Source organism: Variovorax sp. AC194, assembly GCF_979257995.1.
Map to the genome: position 1 here is coordinate 4,958,955 of NZ_OZ409823.1, position 23,125 is coordinate 4,982,079.

Annotated in this window: 26 protein-coding genes; 23 read left to right on the plus strand and 3 right to left on the minus strand. The window is 68.1% G+C overall.

Annotated elements, in window-relative coordinates; translation table 11 throughout:
- Positions 1–113: 113 nt before the first annotated feature.
- The 3 genes from ACZYRS_RS23610 to ACZYRS_RS23620 all read left to right on the plus strand — a co-directional run bounded on the left by ACZYRS_RS23610 (position 114) and on the right by ACZYRS_RS23620 (position 5,029).
- Positions 114–2,036, plus strand: coding sequence for a PrkA family serine protein kinase (locus ACZYRS_RS23610; protein WP_198787590.1), 1,923 nt, complete (start codon positions 114–116; stop codon positions 2,034–2,036).
- Between the two features lie 147 nt (positions 2,037–2,183).
- Positions 2,184–3,476 carry a YeaH/YhbH family protein gene (locus ACZYRS_RS23615; protein ID WP_463421191.1) on the plus strand — a complete coding sequence of 431 codons (1,293 nt, stop codon included), beginning with the start codon at positions 2,184–2,186 and terminating at the stop codon, positions 3,474–3,476.
- Positions 3,473–5,029 (plus strand): SpoVR family protein, encoded by a 1,557-nt coding sequence (locus ACZYRS_RS23620; RefSeq protein WP_463421192.1) that lies wholly within the window; start codon positions 3,473–3,475, stop codon positions 5,027–5,029. The genes ACZYRS_RS23615 and ACZYRS_RS23620 overlap by 4 nt, the downstream gene beginning before the upstream one ends.
- Positions 5,030–5,303: 274 nt before the next feature.
- Here the strand turns inward: ACZYRS_RS23620 and aroQ are convergent, their stop codons facing one another.
- On the minus strand, positions 5,304–5,744 hold the full coding sequence (gene aroQ, locus ACZYRS_RS23625; RefSeq protein ID WP_463421193.1) for a type II 3-dehydroquinate dehydratase: 441 nt from the start codon (positions 5,742–5,744) through the stop codon (positions 5,304–5,306).
- A 72-nt stretch (positions 5,745–5,816) separates the two neighbouring features.
- Between aroQ and ACZYRS_RS23630 the strand changes: the two genes are divergently transcribed.
- The 11 genes from ACZYRS_RS23630 to ACZYRS_RS23680 are packed head-to-tail and all read left to right on the plus strand — an operon-like array spanning position 5,817 to position 13,306.
- Entirely contained in the window at positions 5,817–6,488 is a 672-nt protein-coding gene (locus tag ACZYRS_RS23630; protein ID WP_463421194.1) for a Rieske 2Fe-2S domain-containing protein, read from the plus strand.
- Positions 6,489–6,498: 10 nt separating this feature from the next.
- Positions 6,499–7,362 carry an aromatic ring-hydroxylating dioxygenase subunit alpha gene (locus ACZYRS_RS23635; RefSeq protein ID WP_463421195.1) on the plus strand — a complete coding sequence of 288 codons (864 nt, stop codon included), beginning with the start codon at positions 6,499–6,501 and terminating at the stop codon, positions 7,360–7,362.
- The gene (locus ACZYRS_RS23640; protein ID WP_463421196.1) at positions 7,359–8,009 is read left to right on the plus strand and encodes a glutathione S-transferase family protein; all 651 of its coding nucleotides are present in this window, start codon (positions 7,359–7,361) and stop codon (positions 8,007–8,009) included. The genes ACZYRS_RS23635 and ACZYRS_RS23640 overlap by 4 nt, the downstream gene beginning before the upstream one ends.
- 60 nt (positions 8,010–8,069) lie before the next feature.
- Positions 8,070–9,176, plus strand: a complete 1,107-nt coding sequence (locus ACZYRS_RS23645) for an S-(hydroxymethyl)glutathione dehydrogenase/class III alcohol dehydrogenase (protein ID WP_198789803.1) — start codon at positions 8,070–8,072, stop codon at positions 9,174–9,176.
- A gap of 19 nt (positions 9,177–9,195) precedes the next feature.
- Positions 9,196–10,116, plus strand: coding sequence for an alpha/beta fold hydrolase (locus tag ACZYRS_RS23650; protein ID WP_463421197.1), 921 nt, complete (start codon positions 9,196–9,198; stop codon positions 10,114–10,116).
- Positions 10,113–10,991: an S-formylglutathione hydrolase gene (gene fghA / locus ACZYRS_RS23655; RefSeq protein ID WP_463421198.1), complete on the plus strand. Its 879-nt coding sequence runs from the start codon at positions 10,113–10,115 to the stop codon at positions 10,989–10,991. The genes ACZYRS_RS23650 and fghA overlap by 4 nt, the downstream gene beginning before the upstream one ends.
- Positions 10,992–11,038: 47 nt before the next feature.
- Positions 11,039–11,533, plus strand: a complete 495-nt coding sequence (locus ACZYRS_RS23660; protein WP_233102173.1) for a GNAT family N-acetyltransferase — start codon at positions 11,039–11,041, stop codon at positions 11,531–11,533.
- A 22-nt stretch (positions 11,534–11,555) separates the two neighbouring features.
- The gene (locus ACZYRS_RS23665) at positions 11,556–11,945 is read left to right on the plus strand and encodes a VOC family protein (protein WP_463421199.1); all 390 of its coding nucleotides are present in this window, start codon (positions 11,556–11,558) and stop codon (positions 11,943–11,945) included.
- A 19-nt stretch (positions 11,946–11,964) separates the two neighbouring features.
- Complete coding sequence (locus tag ACZYRS_RS23670; protein ID WP_463421200.1) at positions 11,965–12,276, plus strand: YciI-like protein; 312 nt, start codon at positions 11,965–11,967, stop codon at positions 12,274–12,276.
- Positions 12,273–12,698 carry a TfoX/Sxy family protein gene (locus ACZYRS_RS23675; RefSeq protein WP_463421201.1) on the plus strand — a complete coding sequence of 142 codons (426 nt, stop codon included), beginning with the start codon at positions 12,273–12,275 and terminating at the stop codon, positions 12,696–12,698. The genes ACZYRS_RS23670 and ACZYRS_RS23675 overlap by 4 nt, the downstream gene beginning before the upstream one ends.
- Positions 12,695–13,306 carry a 3'-5' exonuclease gene (locus ACZYRS_RS23680; protein ID WP_463421202.1) on the plus strand — a complete coding sequence of 204 codons (612 nt, stop codon included), beginning with the start codon at positions 12,695–12,697 and terminating at the stop codon, positions 13,304–13,306. Before ACZYRS_RS23675 ends, ACZYRS_RS23680 begins: the two co-directional genes overlap by 4 nt.
- Positions 13,307–13,326: 20 nt before the next feature.
- On the opposite strand, the gene ACZYRS_RS23685 is transcribed toward ACZYRS_RS23680, so the two are convergent.
- Complete coding sequence (locus ACZYRS_RS23685) at positions 13,327–14,055, minus strand: alpha/beta fold hydrolase (protein WP_463421203.1); 729 nt, start codon at positions 14,053–14,055, stop codon at positions 13,327–13,329.
- Positions 14,056–14,200: 145 nt separating this feature from the next.
- Between ACZYRS_RS23685 and ACZYRS_RS23690 the strand changes: the two genes are divergently transcribed.
- The 4 genes from ACZYRS_RS23690 to arsH are packed head-to-tail and all read left to right on the plus strand — an operon-like array spanning position 14,201 to position 16,991.
- Positions 14,201–14,527 (plus strand): ArsR/SmtB family transcription factor, encoded by a 327-nt coding sequence (locus ACZYRS_RS23690; protein WP_463422529.1) that lies wholly within the window; start codon positions 14,201–14,203, stop codon positions 14,525–14,527.
- A 19-nt stretch (positions 14,528–14,546) separates the two neighbouring features.
- Positions 14,547–15,848 (plus strand): arsenic transporter, encoded by a 1,302-nt coding sequence (locus ACZYRS_RS23695; RefSeq protein ID WP_463421204.1) that lies wholly within the window; start codon positions 14,547–14,549, stop codon positions 15,846–15,848.
- A complete protein-coding gene (gene arsC, locus ACZYRS_RS23700; protein ID WP_463421205.1) occupies positions 15,845–16,276 on the plus strand; it encodes an arsenate reductase (glutaredoxin) in 432 nt (143 codons plus the stop codon). Before ACZYRS_RS23695 ends, arsC begins: the two co-directional genes overlap by 4 nt.
- Complete coding sequence (gene arsH / locus ACZYRS_RS23705; RefSeq protein WP_463421206.1) at positions 16,260–16,991, plus strand: arsenical resistance protein ArsH; 732 nt, start codon at positions 16,260–16,262, stop codon at positions 16,989–16,991. Before arsC ends, arsH begins: the two co-directional genes overlap by 17 nt.
- A 29-nt stretch (positions 16,992–17,020) precedes the next feature.
- On the opposite strand, the gene ACZYRS_RS23710 is transcribed toward arsH, so the two are convergent.
- On the minus strand, positions 17,021–17,935 hold the full coding sequence (locus ACZYRS_RS23710; protein ID WP_463421207.1) for a LysR substrate-binding domain-containing protein: 915 nt from the start codon (positions 17,933–17,935) through the stop codon (positions 17,021–17,023).
- A gap of 74 nt (positions 17,936–18,009) precedes the next feature.
- Between ACZYRS_RS23710 and ACZYRS_RS23715 the strand changes: the two genes are divergently transcribed.
- From ACZYRS_RS23715 to ACZYRS_RS23735, 5 genes are read left to right on the plus strand one after another with little or no spacing between them, the layout of a single operon-like run.
- Positions 18,010–18,873: an HpcH/HpaI aldolase family protein gene (locus ACZYRS_RS23715; protein WP_463421208.1), complete on the plus strand. Its 864-nt coding sequence runs from the start codon at positions 18,010–18,012 to the stop codon at positions 18,871–18,873.
- Positions 18,857–19,831: a Bug family tripartite tricarboxylate transporter substrate binding protein gene (locus ACZYRS_RS23720; protein WP_463421209.1), complete on the plus strand. Its 975-nt coding sequence runs from the start codon at positions 18,857–18,859 to the stop codon at positions 19,829–19,831. Before ACZYRS_RS23715 ends, ACZYRS_RS23720 begins: the two co-directional genes overlap by 17 nt.
- Positions 19,832–19,872: 41 nt before the next feature.
- Positions 19,873–20,751, plus strand: a complete 879-nt coding sequence (locus tag ACZYRS_RS23725) for an amidohydrolase family protein (protein ID WP_463421210.1) — start codon at positions 19,873–19,875, stop codon at positions 20,749–20,751.
- 21 nt (positions 20,752–20,772) lie between these two features.
- Positions 20,773–21,888 carry a hypothetical protein gene (locus ACZYRS_RS23730; RefSeq protein ID WP_463421211.1) on the plus strand — a complete coding sequence of 372 codons (1,116 nt, stop codon included), beginning with the start codon at positions 20,773–20,775 and terminating at the stop codon, positions 21,886–21,888.
- Complete coding sequence (locus ACZYRS_RS23735) at positions 21,885–23,096, plus strand: DUF5624 domain-containing protein (protein ID WP_463421212.1); 1,212 nt, start codon at positions 21,885–21,887, stop codon at positions 23,094–23,096. The genes ACZYRS_RS23730 and ACZYRS_RS23735 overlap by 4 nt, the downstream gene beginning before the upstream one ends.
- Positions 23,097–23,125: the final 29 nt, after the last annotated feature.

A 23,125-nucleotide genomic window follows, 5' to 3' on the forward strand; every position in this document is an offset into this window, starting at 1 on the left:
GTAGGGAGTTTTTTCACCGCATGCAGCGGGGGCGGGCACCTTTTAAATGCGCGCATTGCCTTTGCTGCAGGCTCCGGGGCCAAAAGCCCCACTGACCTGATGGAGGCGTGACCATGGATGTGATCAGCAACTTTGCCGCCCGCTACGAGCGCACCCGCGAGGAGGTGATCTCGCTGCAGGAATACCTGGATATCTGCAAGCGAGACGCCACCGCCTACGCCACCGCCTCCGAGCGCATGCTCAAGGCCATTGGCGAGCCCGAGCTGGTCGATACGCGCAACGACCCCCGGCTTTCCCGCATCTTCGCCAACAAGGTCATCAAGATCTATCCGGCGTTCAAGGAGTTCTATGGCATGGAGGACGCCATCGAACAGGTGGTGTCCTATTTCCGCCATGCCGCCCAGGGGCTGGAAGAAAAGAAGCAAATCCTTTACCTGCTGGGCCCGGTCGGCGGCGGCAAGAGCTCCATCGCGGAGCGCCTGAAGCAGCTCATGGAGCACGTGCCCTTCTATGCGATCCACGGCTCGCCGGTGAACGAATCGCCCCTGGGGCTCTTCGACACCCTGGAAGACGGCGAGATCCTTGAAAAGGAATACGGCATTCCGCGCCGTTACCTGAACCGAATTCTCTCCCCCTGGGCCGTCAAGCGCCTGGAGGAATACGGCGGCGACATCCGCCAGTTCAAGGTGGTCAAGCGCTTCCCCTCGGTGCTGCGGCAGATCGCGGTCGCCAAGACCGAGCCGGGCGACGAGAACAACCAGGACATCTCCTCGCTGGTCGGCAAGGTCGACATCCGCAAGCTGGAGACCTATGCCCAGGACGACCCGGACGCCTACGCCTACTCCGGGGGCCTGTGCCTGGCGAACCAGGGCCTGCTGGAATTCGTGGAAATGTTCAAGGCGCCCATCAAGGTGCTGCACCCGTTGCTCACGGCCACGCAGGAGAGCAACTTCAAGGGCACCGAAGGCTTCGGCGCCATTCCTTTCGACGGCATCGTGCTCGCGCACAGCAACGAGAGCGAGTGGAAGGCCTTTCGCAACAACAAGAACAACGAGGCTTTCCTCGACCGGATCTACATCGTCAAGGTGCCCTATTGCCTGCGCGCCTCGGAAGAAATCAAGATCTACGAGAAGCTGGTGCGCAACTCGTCGCTCGCGCAAGCGCCCTGCGCCCCCGGCACCTTGCGCATGATGGCGCAGCTGTCGGTGCTCACGCGCCTGAAGGAGCCCGAGAACTCCAGCACCTTCAGCAAGATGCAGGTGTACGACGGCGAGAGCCTGAAGGACACCGACCCGAAGGCCAAGTCGATCCAGGAGTACCGCGACTACGCGGGCGTGGACGAAGGCATGAGCGGCGTTTCCACGCGCTTCGCCTTCAAGATCATCTCCAAGGTCTTCAACTTCGACAGCTCCGAGGTCGCCGCCAACCCGGTGCACCTGATGTACGTGCTCGAGCAGCAGATCGAGCGCGAGCAGTTCCCGCCGGAGGTCGAGCAGAAGTACATCAGCTACATCAAGGAGCTGTTGGCGCCGCGCTATGCCGAGTTCATCGGCAAGGAAATCCAGACCGCCTACCTGGAGAGCTACAGCGAGTACGGCCAGAACATCTTCGACCGCTACGTGACCTACGCCGACTACTGGATCCAGGACCAGGAATTCCGCGACGTGGACACCGGCGAAGTGTTCGACCGCGCCTCGCTCAACGCCGAGCTCGAGAAGATCGAGCGGCCCGCCGGCATTGGCAACCCGAAGGACTTCCGCAACGAGATCGTCAACTTCGTGCTGCGCGCGCGGGCCGGCAACGCGGGGCGCAACCCGGCGTGGACCAGCTACGAGAAGCTGCGCGCGGTGATCGAGAAGAAGATGTTCTCCAACACCGAGGAGCTCCTGCCGGTGATCAGCTTCAACACCAAGAGCAGCGCCGACGAACAGAAGAAGCACGAGGACTTCGTCACGCGCATGGTCGAGAAGGGCTATACCGCCAAGCAGGTGCGCCTCCTTTGCGAGTGGTACCTGCGCGTGCGCAAGAGTTCTTGATATGGCACACCCCCAGGCTCCGCGCACTTCGTGTCGCTTCGCCAACCCCCTTGCAGGGGGCAACGCCAGCGGCCCGGCGGAGCCGGTTCCGCGGCGTTTCACGACGGCACGCATCTTGATTTGATATTGAACGGAGGCTTTCCCATCGTGGCCATCCTGCAGCAGATCATCGACCGCCGGCTCTCGGGCAAGAACAAGTCCATCGGCAACCGCGAGCGCTTTCTCCGGCGCTACAAGGGGCAGATCCAGGAGGCGGTGCGGCGCGCCGTGAGCGGCCGCAACATCCGCGAACTGGAGCAAGGCGAAGACGTGACCCTGCCGCGCCACGACGTGTCCGAACCGGTGTTCGGGCATTCCCGTGGCGGCGACCGCGAGTACGTGCATCCGGGCAACCAGGAGTACCTGAAAGGCGACCGCATCGCGCGCCCCGAGGGTCAGGGCGGCGGCGGCTCCGGGAGCGGCGAAGCGGGAGACGGCGGCGAAGGCGAGGACGACTTCGTCTTTCGCCTCACCCGCGAGGAATTCATGCGCGTCTTCTTCGACGACCTCGCGCTCCCGCACCTCATCCGCACGCAGATCGCCGACGTGCCCGAGTGGAAGAGCCACCGCGCCGGCTTCACGAGCGACGGCTCGCCCAACAACCTGCACGTGGTGCGCTCGATGCGCGGGGCGCTCGCGCGCCGCATCGCGCTCGGCGGCGAACCGCGCAAGGAACTCAAGCGCCTGGAGGCGCACCTCGTGCACCTGAAGGCGCATCCGCAGGCCACGACGGCGCTGATCCAGAAAGAGATCCGCGAGACCGAGGAGCTCATCGCCGAGTTGCGCCGCACCATGCGGCACGTGCCCTACATCGACCCCATCGACCTGCGCTACCGCAACCGCGTGAAGACGCCGGTGCCCAGCGCCAAGGCCGTGATGTTTTGCCTCATGGACGTGTCGGGCTCCATGGACGAGGCGCGCAAGGACATGGCCAAGCGCTTCTTCATGCTGCTCTACATGTTCCTCACGCGGCACTACGAGACCATCGACCTCGTGTTCCTGCGCCATCACACGCAGGCGCAGGAAGTGACCGAGGAAGAGTTCTTCCACGCCACCGAAACCGGCGGCACCGTGGTCTCCAGCGCGCTGGTGCTGATGGACGAGATCATCAAGGCGCGCTACCCGAGCGGCGAATGGAACGTCTACGGCGCGCAGGCCAGCGACGGCGACAACTGGCACCAGGACAGCGGCCGCTGCCGCGAGCTGCTGGTCAACGACATCCTGCCGGTGGTGCGCTACTACGCCTACGTGCAGGTGGCCGAGACCGAGCAGAACCTGTGGCAGGAGTACGCACAGCTCGAAGGCGTGCAGCCCAACTTCGCGATGCGCAAGGTCTCCGACGCGCAAGACATCTACCCTGTGTTCCGCGACCTGTTCAAGAAGGAAGGGGTCACCTCATGAACACCACCGCCACCGATCGCCCGCCCGCCGACGGTACGTCGGAACGCCTGGAGCGCCTTCCGAGCCCCTCGGACTGGACCTTCGAGCTGATCGAGACCTACCACACCGAGATCGCCAAGACCGCCAAGGGCTTCGGCCTGGACACCTACCCCAACCAGCTGGAGGTGATCACCGCCGAGCAGATGATGGATGCCTACGCCAGCGTGGGCATGCCGATGATCTACCGCCACTGGTCGTACGGCAAACAGTTCATCGCCACCGAGAAGAACTACAAGCGCGGCCACATGGGCCTGGCGTACGAGATCGTCATCAACTCCGATCCGTGCATCGCCTACCTCATGGAAGAAAACACCATGGCCATGCAGGCCCTGGTGATCGCGCATGCGGCCTACGGCCACAACAGCTTCTTCAAGGGCAACTACCTGTTCCGGATGTGGACCGATGCGTCGTCCATCATCGATTACCTGGTCTACGCGCGCCACTACATCGCCGAGTGCGAGGAGCGCCACGGCCTCGATGCGGTCGAGGAACTGCTGGACTCCTGCCACGCGCTGATGAACTACGGCGTCGACCGCTATCGCCGCCCGCAGAAGCGCTCGCTCGCGCAGGAAAGCGTGCAGCGCGCGGACCGCGAGCGCCACATGCAGCAGCAGGTGAACGACCTCTGGCGCACGCTGCCCAAGCGCGCCGAGCAGGCGGCCGAATCCGACGCCACGCGGCGCTTTCCCTCGGAGCCGCAGGAGAACCTGCTCTACTTCATCGAGAAGAACGCGGCGCTGCTCGAACCCTGGCAGCGCGAAGTGGTGCGCATCGTGCGCAAGATTGCGCAGTACTTCTATCCGCAGCGCCAGACGCAGGTCATGAACGAAGGCTGGGCCACCTTCTGGCACTACACGCTGCTCAACACGATGTACGAGCGCGGCCAGCTGGCCGACGGCTTCATGATGGAATGGCTCAGCTCGCACACGGGCGTGATCTTCCAGCCGCCGGTGGGCCACCGCGCCTACAGCGGCATCAACCCCTATGCGCTGGGCTTTGCGATGTTCACCGAGCTGCGCCGCATCTGCGAGAAGCCCACCGAGGAAGACCGCCGCTGGTTCCCCGACTTCGCCGGCAGCGACTGGGTCAAGACGCTCGACTACGCGATGCGCAACTTCAAGGACGAGAGCTTCATCGGCCAGTTCCTGAGCCCCAAGACGATGCGCGATTTCCGGCTGTTCTCGATCCGCGATTTCCAGAGCGAGTCCGAGCTCGAGGTGTCCGCCATCCACGACGACAGCGGTTACCAGTCGCTGCGCGAATCGCTGTCACGCCAGTACGACATCAGCAGCCGCGAGCCCGACATCCAGGTGTGGAACGTGGCCACGCGCGGTGACCGTTCTCTGACGCTGCGCCACACGCAGCGCAACAACCTGCCGCTGCACGACGGGGCCGAAGAAGTGCTCAAGCATGTCGCGCGGCTCTGGGGCTTCGACGTGCATCTCGAAAGCATCGACAGCGCGGGGCGCATCAGCCGCAGCTGGAAGGCCAGTGCGCCGAAGCAGATGTACTGACTGAGACTGCTGGTTCGGGGCGGCACTCACGCCGACGGTGGGCTCTGTTTCGCGAATGTCCCCCGGCTTCGCCTCCTCCTTGATTTCGCGAAACAGAGCCCACCGCCGGCGCGAGCGCTTCAGAGCGGCCGTTGATCGCGGTTCACCCAGAGCGTGCCCCAGTGCGCAGGGCGTCGGGTGCTCCCCGCAGCGAAATCAAGGAGGAGGCCGAAGGCCGGGGGACATTCGCGGAGGGGAGTACCCGGCGGCCTGCGCACCCGCCCCGAAATGCCCTCTAGGGCACCAGCGCGGCAATCGCCAGCGTATAGCCCTTGACGCCCAGCCCCACGATGATCCCGCGCGCCGCGGGCGAGATGTACGACTTGTGGCGGAACTCCTCGCGCGCATGCACGTTGGAGATGTGCAGCTCGATCAGCGGCACGCTCGCGCCCTTGATGGCATCGTGCAGCGCGATCGAGGTGTGGGTGTAGGCGCCGGGGTTCATCACCACGCCGAGCATGTGGCCGGCGGCCACTTCGCGGCCCGCTTCCTGGATCCAGTCGATCAGCACGCCCTCGTGGTTCGACTGGCGGCATTCGATCTCCACGCCGAGCTTGGCGCCCGTGTCCTGGCACAGGCGCTCGACATCGGCCAGCGTGTCGCGTCCATATTGCTCGGGCTCGCGCGTGCCGAGCAGGTTGAGGTTGGGGCCGTTGAGGACGAGGATTTTCTTCATGATGAATGAGGGTCTGGTCGAGGCGGAGACGACAATTATGGTCGCCCAACGGCCTCGTGAAATCCACACCCCATGAACACTGACGACTCGTCTCGCTGGCACCCCGTGGCCCGTTCGACCGACCTGCGCCCCGGCGCCAACATCGTCGCCGGCTTCGCACAGGGCCAGGAGCTCGCGCTCTGGCGCTCCGCCGGCGGCGCGGCGCAGGCCTGGGAGAACCGATGCCCGCACCGCAGCGTGCGCTTCACGCTGGGCCAGGTCATCGAAGAGCGCCTGGCCTGCGCGTACCACGGCTGGCAGTACGCCGCGGGCAACGGGCAGTGCGTCAGCATTCCCGCGCACCCGGCGATGCAGGCGCCGCGCAACGTCTGCGCCAAGGTGTTCGGCGCGGTCGATGCGGCCGGCATGCTGTGGGTCAGCCTCGCGCAGGACGCATCCGCCGCGCCGCCATCGCTGGCCAGTGCCGTGCCGGCTGGCTGGCACTTCTGCCGCACGCTGACGCTGCGTGCCTGTGCCCAGGACGTGCGCGATGCGCTCGCACAGCAGGGCTTCGCGGCCGATGCGGCGCCGGGCGCATTCCGGGGCGCGCTCGACGCGGTGAAGACCGCCGCCCTCGTGCTCGACGCCCAATCGCAACTCACCTTCATCCACCTGTGGACCGACGCGCCGCCCGGCTCTGACGCGATGAAGACCCTCCACGCGGCCGCGCGCAACCTGCGCAGCACCATCGAAACCCAAGGCTGAAGGAACTGCGATGCCCTTCGTCACCGACGATCCCAACATGCTCGACGACTGGCTCGTCATTGGACCTGCAAGCGCGCTCGGCGGCGCCTCCGAACAACAGCCTTACACGACCCGCCTGCTCGGCGAAGCGCTGGCGCTCTGGGCTGATGCCGACGGCGCGCCGCAGTGCCGCCTCGCCGCACAGCCGCTGGCCGTGCAATCGCGCTACGGCTATCTCTGGGTCTGCCCCGGCGGCCACCCCGTGCGCCCGCTCTTCGCCTTCCCCGAATACACCGAGCCTGGCCGCCGCACCGTCGATTGCGGCGGCATCGGCGTCGCGGTGTCGGGCCTGCGCGTGGTCGAGAACTTCCTGGACATGGCGCACTTTCCCTTCGTGCATGCCGACTACCTCGGCAAGGTGCCGCACACCGAAGTCGCGCAGTACCAGGTGAATGTCGACCCCGCTACCGGCGAGATCTGGGCGACCGACTGCCGTTTCTGGCAGCCCCGTGCCTCGGCCGCGCACGACAGCGGCGCCGACGTGCGCTACACCTACCGCGTGATGCAGCCCTTCTCGGCCATGCTCTACAAATCGAGCATGCGCCCGGACGCGCAGGACGCCATCGCCCTCTTCCTGCAGCCGATCGACGACGAGCACGTGATCGCCCACACGATGCTCGCCTGCTTCGACGATGTGTCCACCGACGCCGAACTCATCGCCTTCCAGCAGACCATCGTCGGGCAGGACAAGCCGATCCTGGAGAACCACGCCTTCAAGCGCATGCCGCTCGAAGGCCGCGCCGAGACGCCGACGCGCGGCGACACCTCGTCGGTCACCTACCGCCGCTGGCTGCGCGAGCGCGGCATGCGCTTCGGCACGAGGGCGGCCGCATGACGACGGTGCTGAAGCTCTACGACCACCCGCTCTCGGGCAACTGCTTCAAGGTGCGGCAGATGCTGGCGTGGCTCGGCGTTGCGCACGAAGCGGTGCCGGTCGATTTCCATCCGGGCCGCGCGCACAAATCGGCCGCGTTCATTGCGAACGTCAATCCGCTCGGCCAGCTTCCGGTGATCGACGACGACGGCTTCGTGCTGCGCGATGCGCAGGCCATCCTGGTCTATCTCGCGAGCCGCCACGACGCGCAGCACCGCTGGTACCCCCATGACCCGAAGCTGCGCGGCCAGGTCGCGATGTGGCTCGCCACGGCCGACGAGATCACCCGCACCGCCTCGGCCGCGCGGCTGCACGATGCGCTCGGCTACCACCACCTGGACATCGACGCTTGCCGCAGCAGTGCGCGCGCCGTGTTCCGCGTGCTCGACGACCACCTTGCCGAACAGGCCTGCACGGGCCTGCGCTGGCTCGCGTCGGCGCCCGGGCCGACGATCGCCGACCTCGCCTGCTTCCCGTACGTCGCGCTGGCCGGCGAAGGCGGCATCGCGCTCGACGAGTTTCCGGCCCTCCGAAACTGGGTCTGGGATTTCCGACACCTGCCCGGGTTCATCGGGATGTCGGGTATCTTCCCTGCTGGCCCTGCCTGAGTATTCTTGGGCTCCTCGCCCCTTACACCCCCCTCTTCCCCTCTTTCCCCCGAAACCGCCATGAAAACCAAAGCCGCCGTCGCCTGGAAATCCGGAGCCCCCCTCACCATCGAAACCGTCGATCTCGACGGTCCCCGTTTCGGCGAAGTGCTGGTCGAGATCAAGGCCACCGGCATCTGCCACACCGACTACTACACGCTCTCGGGTGCCGACCCCGAAGGCATCTTCCCCGCGATCCTGGGCCACGAAGGCGCGGGCATCGTGGTCGACGTGGGGCCCGGCGTCACGACGCTGAAAAAGGGCGACCACGTCATTCCGCTCTACACGCCCGAATGCCGCCACTGCAAGTTCTGCCTCTCGCGCAAGACCAACCTGTGCCAGCTGATCCGCGGCACGCAGGGCAAGGGCCTGATGCCCGACGGCACCTCGCGCTTCAGCATGGACGGCAAGCCCATCGCGCACTACATGGGCACCTCGACCTTCAGCAACTACACGGTCGCCCCCGAAATCTCGCTCGCCAAGATCCGCGAGGACGCGCCCTTCGACAAGGTCTGCTACATCGGCTGCGGCGTCACCACCGGCATCGGCGCGGTGATCTTCACGGCCAAGGTGGAAGCCGGCGCCAACGTGGTGGTGTTCGGGCTCGGCGGCATCGGCCTCAATGTGATCCAGGGCGCGAAGATGGTGGGCGCCGACAAGATCATCGGCGTGGACCTGAACCCCGAGCGCGAAGCCATGGCCCGCAAGTTCGGCATGACGCATTTCATCAACCCCAAGGACACGGAGAACGTCGTCGATGCCATCGTGCAGCTGACCGACGGCGGCGCGGACTACAGCTTCGAGTGCATCGGCAACACCAAGGTGATGCGCCAGGCACTCGAATGCACGCACAAGGGCTGGGGCCGCAGCATCATCATCGGCGTGGCCGAAGCGGGCGCGGAGATCAGCACGCGGCCGTTCCAGCTGGTCACCGGCCGCAAGTGGGAAGGCTCGGCCTTCGGGGGCGCGCGCGGCCGCACCGACGTGCCCAAGATCGTGGACTGGTACATGGAAGGCAAGATCAACATCGACGACCTGATCACGCACACCATGCCGCTGGAGGACATCAACAAGGGCTTCGACCTGATGAAGCGCGGCGAATCGATTCGCGGCGTGGTCCTGTACTAAGCACCGCGAGGCCCCCGCCATGAACCGCATGGAGCCATTGCGCAAGATCGAGGCGGGCGTCCTCGAAATCGCCTACCACGAAGCCGGCCCCGCGGACGGCCCGCCCGTGTTGCTGATGCACGGTTTTCCGTACGACATCCACACCTACGCCGAAGTCGCGCCGATGCTCGCCGATCAAGGCTGCCGCGTCATCGTGCCGTACATGCGCGGCTACGGCGGCACGCGCTTTCTGAGCGATGCCACGCCGCGCTCGGGCGAACAGGCGGCGTTCGGCGCCGACCTGCTCGCGCTGCTCGACGCGCTGAAGATCGATCGCGCGGTGCTCGCCGGCTACGACTGGGGCGGCCGCGCCGCCTGCGTGGTCGCGGCGCTGTGGCCCGAGCGCTGCGCGGGGCTGGTTTCGCTCAACAGCTACAACATCCAGAACATCGCCAAGGCGATGGAGCCCGACACGGCCGAGAACGAGCACAGCCTCTGGTACCAGTACTACTTCCACAGCGAGCGCGGCCGCGCGGGCCTCGCGAAAGACCGCAACGCCATCGCGAAGCTGCTGTGGAAATTGTGGTCGCCGACCTGGCAGTTCGACGACGCCACCTTCGATCGCAGCGCCGCCGCGTTCGACCACCCCGACTTCGTCGACGTGGTGATCCACTCGTACCGCCACCGCTTCGGCCTTGTCCCCGGCGACCCGGCGTATGCGGACATCGAGCGCCGCATTGCCGCGCAACCGGCGATCACCGTGCCCGCGATCACCTTCGACGGCATCGACGACGGCGTGCGGCCACCGGCCGATGCCGCGGCCCACGCACACCGTTTCAGCGGACCGCGCTCGCACCGCCTCGTGCCCGGCGCGGGCCACAACCTGCCGCAGGAAGCACCGCGCACCTTCGCCGATGCGGTGCTCGAACTGGTCCCCGCGCTGCGCCACAAAAAACCATGACCGACCACACACCCAAGACCCTGTCCGAACACCCGTGCTTCGGCGGCGCGCAGAGCTTTCACGAGCACGCCTCGCAAGAGATCGGCCTGCCGATGCGCTTCTCGGTCTACCTGCCGCCGCAGGCCGCGAACGGGCCGGTGCCGGCCCTCCTCTACCTCGCGGGCCTCACCTGCAACGAGGAGACCTTCGCCATCAAGGCCGGCGCGCAGCGCATGGCCGCGAGCCTGGGCCTGGCGCTGATCGCGCCCGACACCAGCCCGCGCGGCCCCGCCGCCGAGGGCGTGCCCGGCGCGAAGGACGACTGGGACTTCGGCATCGGCGCGGGCTTCTACCTGGACGCCATGCGCGAGCCCTGGGCCACGCACTGGCGCATGGAAAGCTGGATCGTCCACGAGCTGCTGGCGCTGATACCGCAGCACTTCGCGATCGACGGGCAGCGCATCGGCATCTTCGGCCACTCGATGGGCGGGCACGGCGCGCTCACGCTGGCGCTGCGGCATCCGGGGCGCTTCAAGTCGCTCTCGGCGTTCGCGCCGATCTGCGCGCCCACGCAGTGCCCATGGGGCGAGAAGGCATTCGACGGCTACCTGGGCGCGCCCGGCGTGGACCGCGCGCAGTGGCTCGCGCACGATGCGAGCGCGCTCATGCGCTCGCAAACGGTCGCGCCGTACCCGCAAGGCATCCTCATCGACCAGGGGCTGGCCGACAAATTCCTCGCCGAGCAGTTGCACCCCGAGGCCTTCGAGGCCGCGTGCTTTGCCGCGGGCCAGCCGCTCACGCTGCGCCGCCACGCGGGCTACGACCACGGCTACTACTTCATCCAGAGCTTCATGGCCGACCACATCGCGCACCACGCGCAAACGCTGCACACCTGATCGACTTCGGCGTGACTGCGGGATGCACGCGCCGTATCATGAAACGCATGTCCGCCGCCCAAATCCCCGCCTTCCACCTGCGGTCGCGCGATGGCACCGCCCAGGAGAGCATCGTGCTGGCCGGCATCTGGCGCCGCGCATGGATCTCGGCCAACCGCAACGCGGCCTTCACCGAACCGATCGCGCACTGGCTCAAGCGCGTGCAGACCGAGTTCGTGCCGCCGGCCGAAGTGGTGCTCGCGGAGCGCGACGGCCAGGTGCTCGCGTTCATGGTGCTGCTGGAGCGGCGCGAGTACGTGGCGCAGCTCTTCGTCGAGCCGCACCTGCGCAACCAGGGCCTCGGGCAGGCGCTGCTCGACGAGGCGTGCGTGCGCATCCCGACCGGCTGGCGCCTGCACGTGGCCACCACCAACACCGCCGCGCAGCGTTTCTACGAACGTTACGGCCTCGTGCGCGGCACGGTCGACCACCACCCGACCAGCGGTCGCGAACGCATCGCCTACCATTGGTCGCCCTCGCGCCCGCCCTGGCGGGTGGACTGAGCGGTCCCACCTTTTTCCTGTCATGCGCATCGACCACATCGCCCTCTGGACCACCGATCTCGAACGCTGCAAGCGCTTCTATGTCGACTACTTCGGCGCGACGGCCGGCGCGGGCTACGTCAATCCGGCCAAGGGCTTCGCCTCGTGCTTCCTCAGCCTGGGCGACGGCGCGCGCATCGAGGCGATGACCACCACCACGCTCGCGCCCGTTGCGGCCGAAGCCGGCGCGCAGCGCATGGGCTGGACGCACCTGGCGATCAGCGTGGGCTCCGACGCCGCCGTCGACGCGCTCACGCAGCGCCTGAAGGCCGACGGCTATCCGCTGCTCGACGGCCCGCGCCGCACCGGCGACGGCTACTACGAGAGCGTGGTGCTCGATGCGGACGGCAACCGCATCGAGATCACCGCATGAACCCCGCGGAGACACCTTCATGCACTACCTCCTGATCTACGACACCGCGCCCGACTACCTCGCGCGCCGCGGCGAATTCCGCGACGTGCACCTGGCCTTCGCGTGGCAAGCCGTGGAGCGCGGAGAGCTGCTGCTCGGCGGCGCCACCGGCAACCCGCCCGACGGCGCCGTGCTGCTCTTCGAGGCCGATTCGCCCGAAGTGCCCGAAGCCTTCGCCAAGGCCGACCCGTATGTTCTCAACGGCATCGTCACGGGCTGGCGCGTGAAGGCATGGAACACCGTGGTCGGCACAGAAGCATCGACGCCGGTCAGGCCGAACGCCGCGCGATGAGCGATTTCGTCGACAGCCTGCACGAGGTCTTCGAGCGCCTGGGCCGCATCCAGACGCGCCGCATGTTCGGCGGCCACGGCGTGTGGCACGAGGGCCGCATGATCGCGCTCGTCGCGAAGGACACGCTGTACCTGAAGTCCGATGCCGGCAGCGCCGAACATTTCGACAGGCTCAACCTGCCGCCCTTCACCTACGTGCGCCAAGGCAAGGAGATGCCGATGTCGTACCGCCTCGCGCCCGCCGATCTTTTCGAAGATCGCGAAGAGGCGGCGCGCTGGGGCCGTCTGGCCTATGAAGCCGCGCTGCGCTCGGGCCAGCCGCCCAAGCCGCCGAAGAAGAAGGCCGCGGCCAAAAAGGCTCCCGCCAAGAAATCACCCGCAAAGAAAGCTCCAGTGAAGACCAAGAAAGCATCCCCTCGGTGAGCGACAACACATCCACGTTGCAGCCCCTGCCCGAACGCGAGCAGATCGCCCTGCTCGAACCCTTCGAGGGCCTGGACCTGAAGGACATCGTCGTCGTCACCACGCTGCAGGAGGCCGAGCACGCCGCCGCCACGCTGCTGGCCGCGGGTGTCGCGGGCTTCGACACCGAATCCAAGCCCACCTTCGCGAAGAACGAGGTCTCGGGCGGCCCGCACGTGGTGCAGTTCTCCACGCGCGAGCGGGCCTGGCTCTTCCAGCTGCACCGCACCGAATGCAACCCGGTGGTCGCCGCGCTGATCGCCTCGACCGAGTTGAAGAAGGTCGGCTTCGGCCTCTCGACCGATCTCACGCTGATCCGCAACCGCCTGAACATCGAGCCGGGCGCCGTGTACGACATCGACAACGAATTCCGCCGCCGCGGCTACCGCAAGTCGGTGGGCGTGAAGACGGCGGTGGCGCTGGTGTTCGACCGCCGCTTCATGAAGTCGCGCAAGGCGACCACCTCGAACTGGGCCAACAAGCAGCTGACGGAATCGCAGATCCGCTACGCGGCCAACGATGCCTATGCGTCGATCCGCGTGTACGACGCGCTCTTTGCCGGCGCCTGAATCCGCAAGCCTCGGAGGCTTCAGTCCCGCCCCGCCTCCAGGATGGCCTGCGCGAGCCGCGCGGGGTTCGAGAAGAACATCTCGTGGCTGCCGGGGCACTCCACCAGCCTGAAAAGCCCCAGCCGCTCCGACAGGCGCGGGTGCCACGGCAGGCTGTGCGGCAGCGCGATGTCCTGCTGGCAATTGACGTACGACTTGCCCAGCGCGAGCGCCGCGAGCGGTTGCTTCAACCGGATCTTGTCGGTGAAGGTTCGGTACGGATGCGGGTTGAGCTTTTCGTAGGCCGCCTGCGCGAGCGCGAGGTCGGCATCGTTGATGAAGGCATCGCGCCACACCTCGAACGGCAAGGTCACGGCGTTGCCGTTCGCCCCGGCGATGGCGTCGAACATCGCGATGTAGTGCGGTGGCACCATGTCGTTGAGCGATTCGCCATCGAGCGGCACGAAGGCGTTGATGTAGACGAGGCGCTTCAACCGCTGCGCGATGCGGTCCGCCACGCCCGAGATCACCATGCCGCCGTAGCTGTGGCCTGCCAGGCGCACGTCGGTCAGGTCCTTCTCTTCGATGTAGCGCACGGCCGAGGCGATCGCGTCTTCGAGGGTGGTCGTCGCGCGGTCGTCGCCGGCGCGGTTGCCCGCGAGCGTCGGGCAATGCACGGTGTGGCCGGCTTTGCGCAGGTGCTCGGCCACGGCTTCGATTTCCGCGCCGGTGTGCCAGGCGCCGTGGACGAGAACATAGGTGTCGGACATGGGTGTCTCCTTTTTCGCGGATGGCAGGGAGCACGACTGTAGGAACGGGTGCGCGTTGCGGATGGCCGCGGACTGCCAAGGCCATGGCCGGTTCGCGCCACGCGCCGGGATTGCCGTCATTCAATAATTCAAGGATACTTGAATGATGGAAGAAAACGACGTCGTCCGATCCCTGGCCGCGCTGGCGCAGCCGATACGCCTGCGGGTCTTTCGCGCCCTCGTGGTGGCCGGCCCCTCGGGCCTCACGCCCGGCGCGCTGACCGAGACGCTGGGGGTCCCGGCGACGGGCCTGTCCTTCCACCTCAAGGAGCTTGTGCGTGCGGGCCTGATCTCGCAGGAGCGGCAGGGCCGCAACCTCATCTGCCGCGCGTCGTTCGATCGGATGAATGGCCTCCTCGGCTACCTCACCGAGCACTGCTGCGAAGGCGAAGCGTGCGCGGTCGATGGCAAGGCCGCGGCCTGCAAGTGCTGAGACACGAGCCCTCCCCCGAATGCTCCCGGCCGTCCTGATCTTCGTCTTCACCCTCGTGCTGGTGATCTGGCAGCCGCGCGGGCTGGGCATCGGCTGGAGCGCTTCGCTCGGCGCGGTACTCGCCCTGCTTTCCGGCGTGGTCCACCTGTCCGACATCGCAGTCGTCTGGGGCATCGTGTGGAACGCGACCGCGACCTTCATCGCCGTCATCCTCATCAGCCTGCTGCTCGACGAGGCCGGCTTCTTCGAATGGGCCGCGCTGCACGTGGCGCGATGGGGCGGCGGGCGCGGCCGGCGGCTCTTCGCATTCATCGTGCTGCTGGGCGCCGCGGTGTCGGCGCTCTTTGCCAACGACGGCGCGGCGCTGATCCTCACGCCCATCGTGATGGCCATGCTCGCGGCACTCGGCTTCACGCCCGCGGCCACGCTCGCGTTCGTGATGGCCGCCGGCTTCATCGCCGACACGGCCAGCCTGCCGCTCGTCGTGTCGAACCTGGTGAACATCGTCTCGGCCGACTTCTTCGGGATCGGCTTCAACGCCTATGCGTCGGTCATGGTCCCCGTGGACATCGCCGCCGTGGCCGCCAGCCTCGCGGTGCTGATGCTGTATTTCCGCCGCGGCATTCCCGCGCGCTACGACGTGGCGCAGCTCAGGGCGCCGGCCGATGCGGTCCGCGACCCCGCGACGTTCCGCGCGGGCTGGGTCGTGCTGGTGCTGCTGCTCGTGGGCTTCTTCGGGCTGGAGCCGCTGGGCGTGCCGGTGAGCGCGGTGGCGGCCACGGGCGCCGCCCTTCTTCTCGCGGTGGCCGCGCGCGGCCATGTCATCAGCACGCGCAAGGTGCTGCATGGCGCGCCGTGGCAGATCGTCGTGTTCTCGCTGGGCATGTACCTCGTGGTCTATGGCCTGCGCAACGCGGGGCTCACGGCCCGGATCGCATCGCTGCTGGACGTCTTCGCGCAGGGCGGCGTCTGGGGCGCGGCCCTGGGCACCGGCTTTCTCGCGGCCGCGCTGTCGTCGGTCATGAACAACATGCCGACGGTGCTGGTCGGCGCGCTCTCGATCGATGCATCGGGCGCGAGCGGCCTCGTGAAAGACGCGATGGTCTATGCCAACGTGATCGGTTGCGACCTCGGCCCGAAGATCACGCCCATCGGCAGCCTCGCCACCCTGCTCTGGCTGCACGTGCTCGAGAAGAAAGGCACGCGCATCGCCTGGGGCTACTACTTCAGGGTCGGCATCGTGCTGACCGTGCCCGTGCTGCTCGCGGCGCTGGCCGCGCTCGCGCTCCGATTGACGCTCCCTACCCTTGCTGGGCCATGACCGACATCACCATCTATCACAACCCCGCCTGCGGCACGTCGCGCAACGTGCTCGCATTGATCCGCAACACGGGCGAGGAGCCCGCCGTCATCGAGTACCTCAAGACCCCGCCCGACCGCGCCACCCTGCAGCGGCTGATCGCGGCGATGGGCGTGCCGGTGCGCGAGGTGCTGCGCCAAAAGGGAACGCCCTACGACGAGCTCGGCCTCGGCGATGCGAAGTGGCGCGACGACGAACTCATCGGCTTCATGCTGCAGCACCCGATCCTCATCAACCGGCCGATCGTGGTGACGCCGATCGCCACGCGCCTGTGCCGGCCGTCCGAGGCGGTGCTCGACATGCTTCCGCGCCCGCAGCGCGGCGCATTCACCAAGGAAGACGGCGAAGTCGTCATCGACGCGAAAGGCCAGCGTGTTCCCAAGCCCTGACGATCTCCCCCACCTCGACGCGGCAGCCTTTCGCAAGCCCGACCTGCAGGCGCTGCTGCCCGCCACGCGCGCGATGCACGCGACGCATGCGCCGCGCATCCTGCTGCTCTACGGCTCGGTGCGCGAGCGCTCCTACAGCCGCCTGCTGACCGAGGAGGCCGCGCGCCTCTTGCGCGCGATGGGCGCCGAGCCGCGCATCTACGATCCGCGCGGCCTGCCGCTGCCCGACGCCGAACCCGAAGACCATCCGAAGGTGCAGGAGCTGCGCGCGCTCGCGCAATGGTCCGAAGGCATGGTGTGGACATCGCCCGAACGCCACGGCGCGATGACCGGCATCATGAAGGCGCAGATCGACTGGATCCCGCTGGCCGTCGGCTCGGTGCGCCCCACGCAGGGCAAGACGCTCGCGGTGATGGAGGTGTCGGGCGGCTCGCAGTCGTTCAACGCGGTGAACCAGCTGCGCGTGCTCGGTCGCTGGATGCGCATGCTCACGATCCCCAACCAGTCGTCGGTGGCCAAGGCCTTCATGGAGTTCGACGACGACGGCCGCATGAAGCCGTCGCCGTACTACGAGCGCGTGGTCGACGTGATGGAAGAACTGGTGAAGTTCACGCTGCTCACGCGCGACTGCGCGGACCACCTGGTCGATCGCTACAGCGAGCGCAAGGAGAGCGCGGAGGCGCTGTCCCGGCGGGTCAACCTGCGCAGCATCTGAAACGCTGCGAACGCTGCGGTGGCAGCGCGCTACGACGTGACCCGGCGCTTCGCCCTGCGCTTGAGCGCCGCGCGAAGCTCCTTGAGCATCAGGCCGACATACGGATTGGGGTCCGCCTGCCGGTGCGCCAGGTAGAGGCTGGAGACGGCCTCCTTGTCGAGCACCGTCTGGTAGACCACGCCGTCCAGCTGGATGCAGCGCGTGTCGCCCGGCACCAGCGCGATGCCGACGCCGGCGGCCACCAGCCCCGCGATGGTCGATGCCTCGCGCGCCTCCTGCACCATGCGCGGCCGGAAGCCCGCCTTGGCGCACAGGTCCTGCACCTTCCAGTAGAGCCCGATGCCGGCATTGCGCGGGTACATCACCAGCGGCTCGTCGCGCAGGTCGGCAATGCGCAGCGGCTTGCCGCTGAGCCGGTGCTCGCGCGGCACGACGGCCGTGAGCGGCGACTGGTACCACTCCTCCACGGTGATGCCGGTCGGGATCTCGACGTTCGGGCGGCGCAGCACGGCGATGTCGAGGCTGCGACCGTGCACCGCATCGAGCTGCTCCAGCGAGGTCATTTCCTTCAAGGTCAGCACCACCCGCGCATGCTGTTTTCGGAAGCGAAGAATGGCGCCGGGCATCGCCGGCGACAGCATCGACGACGCCGTGTAGCCCAGCGCGATGCTCCCCACCTCGCCCGAGGCCGCGCTCTGCGCCTCGCCCTTGGCCGTTTCCACATCCTGCAGGATGCCGCGCGCGCGCTCCAGGAAATGGCGCCCCGCCTGCGTGAGGAACACGCGCCGCTTGTCGCGCTCGAGCAGCCGCACCTTCAGTTCCTCCTCGAGCGCCTGGATCTGCACGCTCAGCGGCGGCTGCGCGATGTGCAGGCGCTGCGCGGCGCGCGTGAAGTTGAGCTCCTCGGCAACCGCGACGAAATAGCGCAGGTGACGCAGTTCCATGATATTTCCCAGGTATTGAAAACCGACAAAAAACAGTATTTCCAAATATAAGACAGCTTGCCTACGATGCCTGCATGACAAGCAGAGACAAGCCGCAGGCGCACCCTGCACCCCGCCCGTTCCAGGGCCATCCGCTGATCCAGGGGCTGGCCCGCGGCGAACCCCTCGCGGCCTTCGGCATCCGCATGGCGCGCACCACCGATGTCGCCCGGCTGGCCAAGGCCAGCGGCCACCACGCGATCTGGATCGACCTGGAGCACAGCACCATCCCGCTCGATGCGGCCGGCGCGATCTGCGCCGCGGCGCACGACCTGGGCCTGATGGCGCTGGTGCGCGTGCCCGAGCGCGAGTACGGCGCCATCGGCAGGCTCCTCGACGCGGGCGCATCGGGCCTGATCTTTCCGCGCGTGGAGACCGCCGCGCAGGCCGCCGACCTGGCCGCCGCCTGCCGCTTTCCGCCGCACGGCCACCGCTCGGCCATCGCCGCGCTGCCGCAGTTCGGCTATCGCCGGCTGCCGGCGGCCGAGACCTACCGCCTGGCCAACGATGCGGTGGTCGTCAACGTGCTGATCGAGAGCCCGCTGGGCATCGAGAACGCCGAGGCGATCGCGCGCGTTCCCGGCGTCGATCTGGTGAGCATCGGCTGCAACGACCTGAGCGCCGAACTCGGCGTGCCGGGCGACTACCGCCACCCGCTGGTGCAGCACGCGCTGGACACCGCGCTCGCGGCCTGCGCACGCGCCGGCACGCCGCTGTCGATCGGCGGCATCGCCGACGCGGCGCTGAACGCCGAGCTGCTCGCGCGCGGCGCGGCGCCCTTCCTCATGACGGGCATCGACACCGACGTGCTGCTCACCGCGATGCACGAGCGCGTGCGCGGCGCGCTGGCCGCCCATGCATCCATTGCCGCGGAGAAGCCGCATGCGCGCGCGGCCTGACTGGCGGGCGCTGCTTGTCGCGGCGGGCCTGCTGCTGGGCACCGCCTCTGCCGCCGCACCGCAGGCCTACACGATCATCGTGCCCGCGCCGCCCGGCGGCCCCATCGACCGCGTCGCGCGACTCCTCGCGCCCGACCTGTCGGCCGCGCTGGGCCACCCGGTGGTGGTCGACAACCGCCTGGGCGCGGCGGGCAAGATCGGCGTGCAGGCCGCCCTGCGCGCACCGCGCGACGGCCACACGCTGATCGCGGTGTCGCCGTCCATCGCCTCGGTCAATCCGGTGGTCGACAAGGCGCCCGGCTACGACCCGCTGACTGATTTCGACGCCCTGGGCATCGCTGCAACCAACGCCGGCGTGGTGGCCGTGCGCGCCGGCCTGCCGGTGGCCGACATGGCCGAACTCGTGCAGTACGCGAAGGCCCATCCGGGCGAGCTCACCTACGGTTCCTTCGGCATCGGCACCAGCCTGCACCTGCAAAGCGAGGAGCTGTTGCACACGCTGGGCATCGATGCGCGCCACATCCCGTACAAAGGCGAGGCGCAGGTGATGGCCGCATTGGCCGGCGGCGAGGTGGACCTGATGCTCTACGCCACCGCGCCCATCGTCCCGCTCGTGCAGAGCGGCCGGGTGCGGGCCCTGGCGGCCACGTCGTCCCGGCGCTGGGCGATGCTGCCGCAGGTGCCCAGCTACGCCGAAACCAGTGTGCCCGCCTTGCGCGCCTACGAATACCGCTCCTGGGTCGGCCTCGTGCTGCCCACCGGCACGCCGGCCGCCGAAAAGCAGGCGGTGCTGCGGGCCTGGCAGCGCACGCTGGCCAGCCCGAAGCTGCGCGAATCGCTGACGGCGCAGGGCTTCGAGCCCGCGTCGGGCGACCCCGCGGAAATGCAGCGCACCGTCGCCGGCGAGATCGGGCGCCTGCGCGCACTGCTCGCGAGCGGCCGCATCAAGCTCGACTGAACGCCTCCCTTTTTTTCCTTTTCTTCCGCCACCGCTCGACCATGACCCACGAGATCCTCACTTCCAAGCCCATGCGCGACGCGCAGACCCTCACCCGCGCGGCCTTCGAGGTGCCCGCCGGCGCCTGCGATGCGCACGTGCATGTCTTCGGCCCCGCCGGGCCGTACCCGCACGTCGATCACCCGCACTACACGCTGCCGGACGGCAACCTCGCGCAATTGCGGCGCGCGCTCGGCGTGCTGGACATCGAACGCTTCGTGATCGTGCAGCCCAGCTTCTACGGCACCGACAACCGCTGCATGCTCGATGCGCTGGACGCCGTGGGCGACCGCGCGCGCGGCGTCGCGATGGTGACGGACGAGGTGCCTGAAGAGGAACTTCGCGCGATGCACGCGCGCCGCGTGCGTGCGCTGCGGCTGGACCTGTTCCTGCGCGCGCAGCTGCCCGTGGCCGAGCTGCACGCGTACATCGAGCGCAGCATCCGGCGCATCGCGCCGCTCGGTTGGCACGTGCAGTTCTACACGCCGGGCTGGGTCGTGCGCGACCTGATTCCGGTGCTGCCCGATCTCGAATCGGACTTCGTGATCGACCACATGGGCTACATGCTGGAGAGCGACGGCCTCACCCGCGCCGACTTCGACCGCCTGCTGCGCGCCGTGGCCGATGGGCGCGGCTGGTTCAAGCTCTCGGGGCCGTACCGTCTTGCGAAAGACGGCAACTACGCGAAGCTGCGGCCGCTTGCGCAGGCCATCGTGGAGGCCGTGCCCGATCGCGTCATCTGGGGCAGCGACTGGCCGCACATTCCCGAGGGCGGTCGCGACACCGGCGAACTGCTGAACCTCTTGGCCGACTGGATTCCCGATGCGGCCGCGCGCCGCAAGGTGCTGGCCGACAACCCCGCGCGCCTGTTCGGCTTCTGATCCATGACCGATCCCACCCTCATGCCTCTCATGCCCCTCATGCATTGCCTCCAGGAACTCGACACCTCCGGCGCGCGCGCCGCCGAGGTCTTCACGCACGCCGGCACGCGCTACCTCGTGGTGCCGCAACTGGCGCAAGACATCGCCGGCCAGCCCGCGCAGATGACGCTGGGCAACAGCGACGTCGAGGCGCTGGTCTACCGCTGGGAAAGCGGGCAGTTCGTCGAACACGCGCGCCTGCCGGTGCCGGGCGGCGAAGACGCCGAGTTCTTCTGCATCGGCACGCGCGCATTTCTCGCCACCGCGAGCCTGCGCACCGGCTCGGGTCCGTATGCCCTGGACACGCACTCGACGATCTTCGAACTGGTGGACGGCCGCTTCGACGTATTCCAGCGCATCCCGACTTCGGCGGCCAAGCAGTGGACCCACTTCGAGATCGAGGGCCGTCATTTCCTCGCGCTCGCGCAGGGCGTGACCCACGGCGATGCGCCGCTCGCGCCGGGCGCCGAATCGTGCCTCTTCGAATGGGACGGCGAGCGCTTCGCCAAGGGCCAGACGGTGCGTTCGGGCTGGGGCTACAACTGGGCCTTCTTCGAGGTCGAGGGACAGAAGCTGCTGGCCTATGCCGACCATGCCGTGCCCTCGCAGCTGCTGCGCTGGAACGGCGACGCCTTCGAGCCCTTCCAGGAATTCGACGGCAAGAGCGGGCGCGCCTTCTGCTGCTTCGAGACGGCCGGCGCCACCTGGCTCGCGTTCGCCTGCCTGCATGAAGAGACCGTGCTCTTCCGCTGGACCGACGGCCGCTTCGAACCGCACCAGGTGCTCAGCGGCCCGGGCGGCCGCGAGTTCGAATGGATACCGACGGCGGATGGCGGACGGCTGGTGCAGATCAACTTCCTGCACGGCACGCGCGAGGCGCCGATCCCGCGGCTGCAGTCGACGGTCTCGCGCATGCAGGACGGGCTCATGGTCCCCGTCGGCGAGTTCCCGACGTCCGGCGGCACCGACGCGACCTGTTTCGAATCGGAAGGCCGGCGCTACCTCGTGGTCACGAACAGCCTCAGCGGCGAGGTGCGGTTCCGCACGCCGAGCCGCGTGTACCGCCTCGACCTCGCGGCAGGCAAGGAGCCCGAATGAATCAGCTTCCTGTATCGCCGCAGAGCCACCAGAGCCCCGAGCTGCTGCGGCTCTTCGAAACCTACACAGGCGGCCCGAAGGGCATCGGCGCGAACCTCGCCGCGCTGACCGGCGCCGCGACCGCGGGCGACCCGCTCATCGTGGCCACCAGCGCGGACATGGTGCTGTTCCCCGGCAACGGCCGCGACCCCGAGGTGCAGGGCTTTCGCCTGTCCACGCGCGGCTTCAAGGAGCTGGCCGGCATCTCGCACCACGGACCGGCGGTGGCGTCGATCCTCAAGATGCGCCTGGTCGACCCCGAAGGACCGTTGTGGCGCACCGAGGCCGGGCGGCTGCTGGCGGCCACGCGCATCGCGCGCGAAGCCAACTCGGTGGCGCTCTGGCGCGACACGATCGCGGTGCCGGCCTACCGGGGGCGCGAAGAGAAGATCGCGAAGCTGGTGCACTACTCGTGCGCGCTGACCGAGCGATATCTCGAGCGCGTGCTCGCGCGCCCCGAGCTCTTCACGCCCGAGGACATGCGCACGCACTACCTCGAGGGCACAGGCACCGCCGTCGGCGCCACCGTGCCGATGAATGCCGTGATGATCGCGACCTTCTTCCTGGTCGGCATGGACATCAGCCACCGGGTGATCGGCTGGCTGGAGCGCCATGCCATCGACTGGTCGCGCGCCATGGCGCTGGTCGTGGGGCGCCAGGGCCGGCCGACCGCCGGCGTGACCTGGACCACCAACTCGGTGGCCGCGATGATCCTCGGGGCCTCGCGCCACACGCTCTCGCTCGACCGGCTCTTCATCGCGCCGCACGCGGGCGAGTTCGCGCCCGGCGCCGCCAACGACATCGCGGCTCTCCGCGCCTTCGAGACGCCGATGCGCCAGCTCTGGGCGCACACGCATGCCGTGAGCGAACTCGGCGCGCTGATGTACGAGAGCTATCCGCGCTACGAGCCCAGCTCGACCGTGCGCCCCGTGCTCGATGCCGACACGCGCGCGGTCGCCGAAATGCCGGCCATCGCCGGGCCCGACGACTGGCGCGCGCTGAACACGCGGCTGCGCGTGGTGCTCGAAGACCCGCGCCAGTTGCTCTCGGGCTGCGTGACCGACTACGCCGTCGAGCAACTGCAGGCGCACGGCAACGATCCGTCGCGGGTGACGGTGCCGGGCCTCGATGCCACGGCCTATCCACCGCTGCCCGACGACGCCGCCTAAGCGTCGCGCCCCGAATACAAGAAATACCG

Bases quoted from the DNA above. Each gene is read 5' to 3' on its own strand.
- ACZYRS_RS23660 (WP_233102173.1), top strand. From the start codon at position 11,039: ATGTCCGCCGCCCAAATCCCCGCCTTCCACCTGCGGTCGCGCGATGGC.
- ACZYRS_RS23675 (WP_463421201.1), top strand. From the start codon at position 12,273: ATGAGCGATTTCGTCGACAGCCTGCACGAGGTCTTCGAGCGCCTGGGC.
- ACZYRS_RS23715 (WP_463421208.1), top strand. From the start codon at position 18,010: ATGACAAGCAGAGACAAGCCGCAGGCGCACCCTGCACCCCGCCCGTTC.
- ACZYRS_RS23710 (WP_463421207.1), bottom strand. From the start codon at position 17,935: ATGGAACTGCGTCACCTGCGCTATTTCGTCGCGGTTGCCGAGGAGCTC.
- ACZYRS_RS23620 (WP_463421192.1), top strand. From the start codon at position 3,473: ATGAACACCACCGCCACCGATCGCCCGCCCGCCGACGGTACGTCGGAA.
- ACZYRS_RS23645 (WP_198789803.1), top strand. From the start codon at position 8,070: ATGAAAACCAAAGCCGCCGTCGCCTGGAAATCCGGAGCCCCCCTCACC.
- ACZYRS_RS23635 (WP_463421195.1), top strand. From the start codon at position 6,499: ATGCCCTTCGTCACCGACGATCCCAACATGCTCGACGACTGGCTCGTC.
- ACZYRS_RS23720 (WP_463421209.1), top strand. From the start codon at position 18,857: ATGCGCGCGCGGCCTGACTGGCGGGCGCTGCTTGTCGCGGCGGGCCTG.
- ACZYRS_RS23630 (WP_463421194.1), top strand. From the start codon at position 5,817: ATGAACACTGACGACTCGTCTCGCTGGCACCCCGTGGCCCGTTCGACC.
- aroQ (WP_463421193.1), bottom strand. From the start codon at position 5,744: ATGAAGAAAATCCTCGTCCTCAACGGCCCCAACCTCAACCTGCTCGGC.
- ACZYRS_RS23690 (WP_463422529.1), top strand. From the start codon at position 14,201: ATGGAAGAAAACGACGTCGTCCGATCCCTGGCCGCGCTGGCGCAGCCG.
- ACZYRS_RS23735 (WP_463421212.1), top strand. From the start codon at position 21,885: ATGAATCAGCTTCCTGTATCGCCGCAGAGCCACCAGAGCCCCGAGCTG.
- fghA (WP_463421198.1), top strand. From the start codon at position 10,113: ATGACCGACCACACACCCAAGACCCTGTCCGAACACCCGTGCTTCGGC.
- arsC (WP_463421205.1), top strand. From the start codon at position 15,845: ATGACCGACATCACCATCTATCACAACCCCGCCTGCGGCACGTCGCGC.
- ACZYRS_RS23695 (WP_463421204.1), top strand. From the start codon at position 14,547: ATGCTCCCGGCCGTCCTGATCTTCGTCTTCACCCTCGTGCTGGTGATC.
- ACZYRS_RS23670 (WP_463421200.1), top strand. From the start codon at position 11,965: ATGCACTACCTCCTGATCTACGACACCGCGCCCGACTACCTCGCGCGC.
- ACZYRS_RS23725 (WP_463421210.1), top strand. From the start codon at position 19,873: ATGACCCACGAGATCCTCACTTCCAAGCCCATGCGCGACGCGCAGACC.
- ACZYRS_RS23610 (WP_198787590.1), top strand. From the start codon at position 114: ATGGATGTGATCAGCAACTTTGCCGCCCGCTACGAGCGCACCCGCGAG.
- ACZYRS_RS23730 (WP_463421211.1), top strand. From the start codon at position 20,773: ATGCCTCTCATGCCCCTCATGCATTGCCTCCAGGAACTCGACACCTCC.
- ACZYRS_RS23650 (WP_463421197.1), top strand. From the start codon at position 9,196: ATGAACCGCATGGAGCCATTGCGCAAGATCGAGGCGGGCGTCCTCGAA.
- ACZYRS_RS23640 (WP_463421196.1), top strand. From the start codon at position 7,359: ATGACGACGGTGCTGAAGCTCTACGACCACCCGCTCTCGGGCAACTGC.
- ACZYRS_RS23665 (WP_463421199.1), top strand. From the start codon at position 11,556: ATGCGCATCGACCACATCGCCCTCTGGACCACCGATCTCGAACGCTGC.
- ACZYRS_RS23685 (WP_463421203.1), bottom strand. From the start codon at position 14,055: ATGTCCGACACCTATGTTCTCGTCCACGGCGCCTGGCACACCGGCGCG.